Origin of the sequence: uncultured Olegusella sp., from assembly GCF_947253395.1 — a bacterium.
Lineage (GTDB): Bacteria > Actinomycetota > Coriobacteriia > Coriobacteriales > Atopobiaceae > Olegusella.
The window spans coordinates 1-7,080 of the sequence record NZ_CAMXYY010000078.1; the positions used below are offsets into that span (position 1 = coordinate 1).

The 7,080-nt window shown below is 49.8% G+C and carries 4 protein-coding genes and 1 riboswitch; of the genes, 2 read left to right on the forward strand and 2 right to left on the reverse strand.

Annotation, left to right across the window (positions count from 1 at the left end; all coding sequences use genetic code 11):
• Nucleotides 1-168: 168 nt before the first annotated feature.
• Nucleotides 169-1,503: a phosphoglucosamine mutase gene (glmM, locus tag Q0X25_RS06445; RefSeq protein WP_298580186.1), complete on the forward strand. Its 1,335-nt coding sequence runs from the start codon at nucleotides 169-171 to the stop codon at nucleotides 1,501-1,503.
• A 458-nt stretch (nucleotides 1,504-1,961) separates the two neighbouring features.
• Here the strand turns inward: glmM and Q0X25_RS06450 are convergent, their stop codons facing one another.
• Both Q0X25_RS06450 and ettA read right to left on the reverse strand, forming a co-directional pair.
• Nucleotides 1,962-4,187: a heavy metal translocating P-type ATPase gene (locus Q0X25_RS06450; protein ID WP_298580188.1), complete on the reverse strand. Its 2,226-nt coding sequence runs from the start codon at nucleotides 4,185-4,187 to the stop codon at nucleotides 1,962-1,964.
• Between the two features lie 223 nt (nucleotides 4,188-4,410).
• Entirely contained in the window at nucleotides 4,411-6,090 is a 1,680-nt protein-coding gene (ettA, locus tag Q0X25_RS06455) for an energy-dependent translational throttle protein EttA (protein WP_298580189.1), read from the reverse strand.
• 213 nt (nucleotides 6,091-6,303) lie between these two features.
• A riboswitch (glycine riboswitch) is annotated at nucleotides 6,304-6,386 on the forward strand.
• A 159-nt stretch (nucleotides 6,387-6,545) separates the two neighbouring features.
• On the opposite strand from ettA, the gene Q0X25_RS06460 reads away from it, so the two are divergent.
• Nucleotides 6,546-7,080: aminomethyltransferase family protein (locus tag Q0X25_RS06460; RefSeq protein WP_298580191.1), on the forward strand; the 535-nt coding region annotated here is incomplete at its 3' end.

A 7,080-nucleotide genomic window follows, 5' to 3' on the forward strand; every position in this document is an offset into this window, starting at 1 on the left:
TTAGAATAACGGTCTCGTGGGCTCGGAGATGTGTATAAGAGACAGCCATATACCTATCGCCTTCTAATCCGTAGATATCGCGGGCATTGCTGCGCATGAGCTTCAAAACGCTAAAATATGGCGCGAGCGCTTTTGGCGGAGTACCTAAACATAAAAAAAGGAGTTCAAATGAAATACTTCGGCACCGATGGTTTCCGCGGCAAGGCAAACGAAGGTCTCACAGTTGAACATGCATTCAAGATTGGCCGCTATATTGGCTGGTATTACGGTCTGCGCACGGGCCGCAAAGCGCGTATCGTAGTAGGCAAGGACACCCGACGCTCGAGTTATATGTTTGAGTATGCCATCGCATCTGGTTTGGTGGCAAGCGGCGCTGACGGTTATCTACTGCATGTCACACCCACCCCTTCTGTGAGCTATGTTGTTATTGATGGTGGTTTTGACTGCGGCATCATGATTACCGCTAGCCACAACCCCTATCAGGACAACGGCATCAAACTGGTCAATCGTGATGGCTTCAAGATGGAGCCCGAGATCCTCGAAAAAGTTGAGGAATACATTGATGGTAAGGTCGAGGTTCCTCTGGCTACCGGCGATGCTATCGGCCGCACTATCGACCATGAAGCAGGTCGTGAGCGTTATCTCAATCATCTGGTTGCTACCGCAAACTTCCGTCTTGATGGCATGAAAATTGGGCTAGACTGCGCAAATGGCGCAAGCTGGACTGTTGCTGAGCGCGTCTTTACCACCCTTGGAGCCGAGGTGCATGTCATCAATGACACGCCCAACGGCTTTAATATCAATGTCAATTGTGGCTCCACGCATATCTCTACCCTGCAAGATCATGTCCGCGGAAACCTGCTGGACTGTGGCTTTGCTTTTGATGGCGATGCCGACCGCTGCATTGCCGTAGACGAGCGTGGCGAGGTTGTAGACGGCGACCTAACGCTGTTCCTCTGCGGTAAATACCTCGATGAGCTAGGTAAACTCCCCGACCACATGGTTGTTGCTACCGTAATGAGCAATCTGGGCTTCTTCAAAGCTTGTGAGGCCAACGGTCTTAAGACGACTCAAACTGCAGTCGGTGATAAGTACGTCCATGCCTGCATGCGCGAGAATGGCTACAAACTGGGTGGCGAACAATCTGGTCACGTCATTTTCTCTGACTATGAGGTGACCGGCGACGGCATCATGACTGCCCTGCGTATCCTTGAGGTAATGGTCAAAAAGAACAAGCCTCTCTCCGACCTCACTGCCCCTGTAACGATTTTCCCGCAAGCACTGGTCAATGTTGCTGTCTCTGACAAAGAGCATGCACTGAATCACGATAGCGTTAAGACCGCAATTGCTGAGGTAGAAGCAAAACTTAACGGCAACGGCCGCTTGCTCGTGCGCCCCTCAGGTACCGAGCAGCTTGTCCGTGTCATGGCCGAAGCTCCCACCCAACGGGAGTGCGAAGAGGCAGTTGCCCCTGTAGTCGAAGCACTAAAGGCTCTAGACTAACCAATAAGACAGCTATAGCAGCATCTCAGCAGAGATATGGAGCCGCTTACAGCTCCTATCTATACCTCAAGCTATTCCAACCTCAGATTGGGATAGCTTTTTGTTGCGTGCCATGTGACAAAAAGCCACACCTCATTTCACACCAAGCGCCAAACGCCACGTTTCATTTCATGTCACTTCAAGCCAAGTACCAAACGCCACGTTCTACTTCACTTTTTTTGCCAAAAGCCACGTTTCATTTCACGCGAAAAAAATCTACCTGCGGAAACGTCAGGACCGTTGAAACAGAACGTGGCTTTTGACATTTTTTCTGAAATGGAACGTGGCGTTTGGCAAGCAGGGCCGCCTCATCTGAAATGATGTGTGGCGTTTGGCGCGCGGTGCGGTAAATGCGGGTAAAGAAACTCCGCTGCAAGTTGAGCTTGCAACGGAGTAAAAGCAACTCATATGAGAGTCATTTAGCTCAAGCGCAATGCACGGGTTGCATTAAGCACACAAAGAATCATAACGCCTACATCTCCAAAGACTGCGAGCCACATAGGAGCCAAACCCACCGCAGCCAACGCCAAAATCGCTAGTTTAATCGCCAAGGCAAAGAAGATATTTTGACGAGCAATACGCATGGTGCCACGAGCAATACGAATGGCAACAGCAATCTGTGAGGGTCTATCGTCCATCAGCACGACGTCCGCCGCCTCGATAGCAGCATCTGATCCAAGTGCTCCCATCGCGATACCCACATCTGCACGCGCCAAAACGGGAGCATCATTAATGCCATCACCAACAAAGGCAAGTTTGCCGCCAGTCCTTTCAGTGGCAAGCAGATGCTCGACTTGTTTTACCTTATCGCCAGGAAGAAGTTCTGCATGGTATTCGTCAACACCAACTTTGCCAGCAACTTCAGCTGCGGTCTGTTGGCGGTCGCCAGTGAGCATGACCGTTTTTGTAACTCCGGCTTCCCTCATTGCCAGAATTGACTCGGCAGCATCAGTTTTGATCTCATCAGCAATAACAATATGACCAGCATAAACACCATCAATTGCAACATGGATAACCGTACCCGCAGCACCTGCATGCTCACAGCGATAAAAGCGCGCACCTTCTGTTGTCATAAGACGCTCGTTGCCTACAGCAACTCGTTTGCCATCAACAGTAGCAACAACACCTTGGCCAGCAATTTCTTGAGCAGTGCTTACACAGCAATCATCATCTGTTTCTGGATAAGCTTGACGCAAAGCAAGTGCAATGGGATGGGTTGAAAAGCTCTCAACATGGGCTGCGAGATGCAACAGACGACGCTCATCTTCATCACAAGCGTCAAGACCAGCATAGCCGCGACCATTGCTGTATGCTCCCGCCTCAACGCAGGCAATATCATGCACAGCAGTCACTTCGAAGGCACCACGCGTCAAGGTACCTGTTTTGTCAAAAGCAACGGTATCAACTGCTGCAAGAGCCTCAAGATAATTGCCTCCCTTAATCAAAATGCCCTGGCGCGAAGCTCCGCCCAAGCCGCCAAAGAAAGATAAGGGTACTGACACCATCAAGGCGCAGGGGCAACTCACAACCAAGAAGGTCAAAGCACGTAGTGCCCATGTGGGAAAGGCAACAGCAAAGTCAGCGGACAGCAGTGGTGGCAAAAAGGCAAGCACCAACGCAGCAAATACTACAAGAGGAGTGTAGTAATGCGCAAAGCGTGTGATAAAGCGTTCGGAGCGAGACTTACGTTCGCGGGCACCCTCAACCAAATCCAAAATACGACTGGCTGTAGATTCGCCGGCACTGCTTGTTACGCGTACGCGCAAGGTGCCCGATTGGTTAACACATCCTGAAATTGCTTCATCGCCTACACCAATAGCTCGGGGAAGACTCTCACCCGTAAGAGCAACTGTATCTAAACTTGAATTACCCTCAACAACAATACCATCCAAAGGTACGCGCTCACCAGGGCGAATAATAATAAGCTCACCGAGCGCCACCTCTGCAGGATCCACGCTCACAACATCACCAGCACGTTCAACATTGGCAACATCAGGGCGGATGTCCATAAGCTCTTCGATGGAATCACGGCTCTTATCTACTGCAGCATCTTGGATGAGTTCGCCGACCTGATAAAAAAGCATGACAAAGACAGCCTCGGCAAATTCGGGCGCACCACCAGGCAAAAAACCAATTGAAAAGGCACCCAGCGTTGACACGGCCATCAACAAACTCTCATCAAACGGATCGTGATCGCAAATGCCTTGCCAAGCTGCTGCCAACACATCATAGCCTGCAACTACATAGGGCACAGCAAATATCACAAGGCGAACCCACATTGAGGGCGCAAACGTCCGCTCAACACCCACACAAATGAGCAAGAGAATAGAGGCTGCAATGATACGGATGAGCTGGGCTTTAGGGTTTTCCTCATCCTCATTGCGAGCTTGGCTCAAATCACCACAGCAACATCCATGGCTATGGCCTTTTGTGTCATGGCAGTGCTCATGATTATGACTACTTTCACCTGAGCTAGTATGCACATGGCTGTGATTATGTTTTTCATGGCAATGACACTCGTGGCTGTGCTCGTGCTGCTCCTCATGGCAATGACAATCGTGACTGTGCTCGTGCTGCTCCTCATGGGAATGGCACTGCTTTTCTTCCTTGCAGCCACCACTTTGTTGCTCTTTAATCTCACTCATTTGGTACTCCTAAACAATATATGAGCATATGTTCATATCTTCTGCTAAAGGATAGCGCTCTACTCTTCTCCTGTCTAGCAAAAAAGTAAAGCGCTACACAATTATTTTGAGCTCGCAAAGCAAAATGAAGCTTTACTCTCCTGTCACTGCTGCCCAAAGCTAATCGATAAACCTCACCAAGGCTACCGAGCCAAAACGATAGGGTGCACTATGCACATAGGGCCTAATCCCTTGTAAGCTTGCGATGCAAGCGATGCGGCCGTGCAGCATCTGGGCCGAGACGACGTACACGATCTGCTTGATAGTCTTCAAAGTTGCCTTCAAACCAATGCCAGGCACCAGGATTTTCGTCAGTTCCTTCCCAAGCCAAAATATGCGTGGCCACACGGTCCATAAACCAACGGTCATGACTAGTAATCACAGCACAACCAGGGAAGGCAAGCAGAGCTTCTTCCAAGCTCTCAAGCGTCTCGGTATCTAAGTCGTTAGTAGGCTCGTCGAGTAACAGCAAGTTGCCACCCTGCCGCAAGGTCAAAGCAAGATTGAGCCTGTTGCGCTCACCGCCAGACAGAACACCTGCGCGTTTCTGCTGGTCGGTACCCTTAAAACCAAAGGCAGAAACATAGGCACGGCTGGGAATTTCCTGATCACTGACAACTATATAATCATTGCCATCCGACACAACTTCCCAGACAGTTTTTTCGGCATCTAGACCAGCACGTCCCTGATCGACATAGGAAAGCTTTACCGTCTCCCCCAACTCCAACAAACCAGACGTTGGCCGCTCCTGACCCACTATCATTTTGAAGAGGGTTGACTTACCTACACCGTTAGGACCAATCACACCAACAATGCCATTGCGTGGCAACGTAAAGCTCAAATCATCGATGAGCACGCGCTCACCAAAGGCCTTATGCAGATGCTCAACCTCAAGCACCTTGTTACCCAAACGAGGACCCACAGGAATCTGGATATCCGTAAAGTCAGTCTTTTTGGTCTGGCGTGCCTGCGCCTCCATTTGCTCATACGCGGCAAGACGAGCACGGCTTTTTGCTTGACGCGCCTTCTGAGAGCTGCGCACCCACTCCAACTCAGACTTCATCTTTTTGGCGCGACGGGCATTTTGCTTGGACTCCATCTCAAGGCGTGCTGCCTTAGTTTCCAGATAGGTGGAGTAATTACCCTTATAGGGATACAACGTTCCGCGGTCAACCTCGCAAATCCATTCGGCAACGTTGTCCAAGAAATAGCGATCATGTGTAACCGCCATCACAGCGCCAGGATAATTCTTGAGGAACTGCTCAAGCCAAAGTACCGACTCTGCATCCAGATGGTTGGTTGGCTCGTCTAGCAGCAGCAAATCAGGCGCCTCCAGCAAGAGCTTGCATAACGCCACACGACGACGTTCTCCACCCGACAGGTGGTCAACCTGCTCGTCTGGATCAGGACACTGCAGGGCATCCATCGCCTGTGTCAGCTGGCTATCTAAATCCCAGCCATTTGCCGCATCGATCTCGGTTTGCAGCTCGCCCATCTCGGTCATCAGAGCATCAAAATCAGCATTAGGTTCACCCATTTCCTCGCCGATTTTGTTGAAGCGCTCAATCTTGGCAAGCAAATCGCCAAAAGCCATCTCGATGTTTTCTTTAACCGTTTTGGAATCATCCAAGGGTGGTTCCTGCTGTAGCATACCCACGCTATAACCTGGTGCCATTCTTGCTTCACCTGCGGAAACATCTTCCATGCCCGCCATGATTTTGAGCAGGGTCGACTTACCCATACCATTAGGACCCACAACGCCAATCTTGGCGCCAGGGAAAAAGCCCATCGTCACATCATCAAGAATGACTTTGCCCTCAAAAGCTTTGCGAACCTTGTACATCTGGTAGACAAACTCTGCCATATCTCTCCTCATATCCTGCTTTACATACTACAAAGCAGCCTCACGTTGCTTTACTTCTTAATCGATAATAACAGGCAAAACAGCTTACTTTCATCCTCACTACTCCGTTCACCGTGTCTCCGCCACCCCAAATCGATTGCTAGTGATAAAACATGAGATCGCTTGTTAGTATGACGGCAAGTACTTGCGGATACGACAAATGAATACTCTCGGAAGACACGAACGGAAGAGACCGTGACTCACACGGAGCCGAAGGGGCGGCAATAACTCTCAGGCAAAAGGACCGTTCGTCGACGAAACCTTGGAAAGGTCATCTGACCACCGAAGAAGCAATCCATTTATTTGGAGAATCTTTCAGGTCAAAGACAAGGGCACAGAGCTGCGGCTTTGCTCTGTTCGTAAAACATGACTCTACCATTTCGCGCTGGAAGCCACAAAGTCTTAAGGGAGTAGCTATGAAAAAGACACCCCTGTACGACATCCATGTAAAAGAAGGTGGCAAAATCGTCCCCTTTGCTGGCTACCTGCTGCCAGTACAGTACCCCACCGGCATTCGCACAGAGCATGAGGCCGTGCGTACACATTGCGGTCTTTTTGATGTATCTCATATGGGAGAAGTACGTTTTTCAGGTCCTGGCGCCCTTGCCACCATCAACCATTTACTTACCAACAACTACAGCAAAATGAGAATAGGCAAGTGTCGTTACGGCATTATGTGCAATGAGCACGGCGGTTGCATTGATGACCTTATCGTCTATAAGTTTGCCGACGATGATTATTTTGTTGTTATCAACGCTGATAATCATGACAAAGATATTGCTCATATGCAGGCAAACTTACTACCTGATACGCAATTTGCCGATCTATCAAGCAACACTGCCCAACTCGCACTACAGGGACCTTTGGCACAAACCATTATCGAAAAGCTGACTGACCCCCAAACGCTACCCCAAGGCTATTACAGCTTTTGTCCTCATGTCCTTGTGGGTG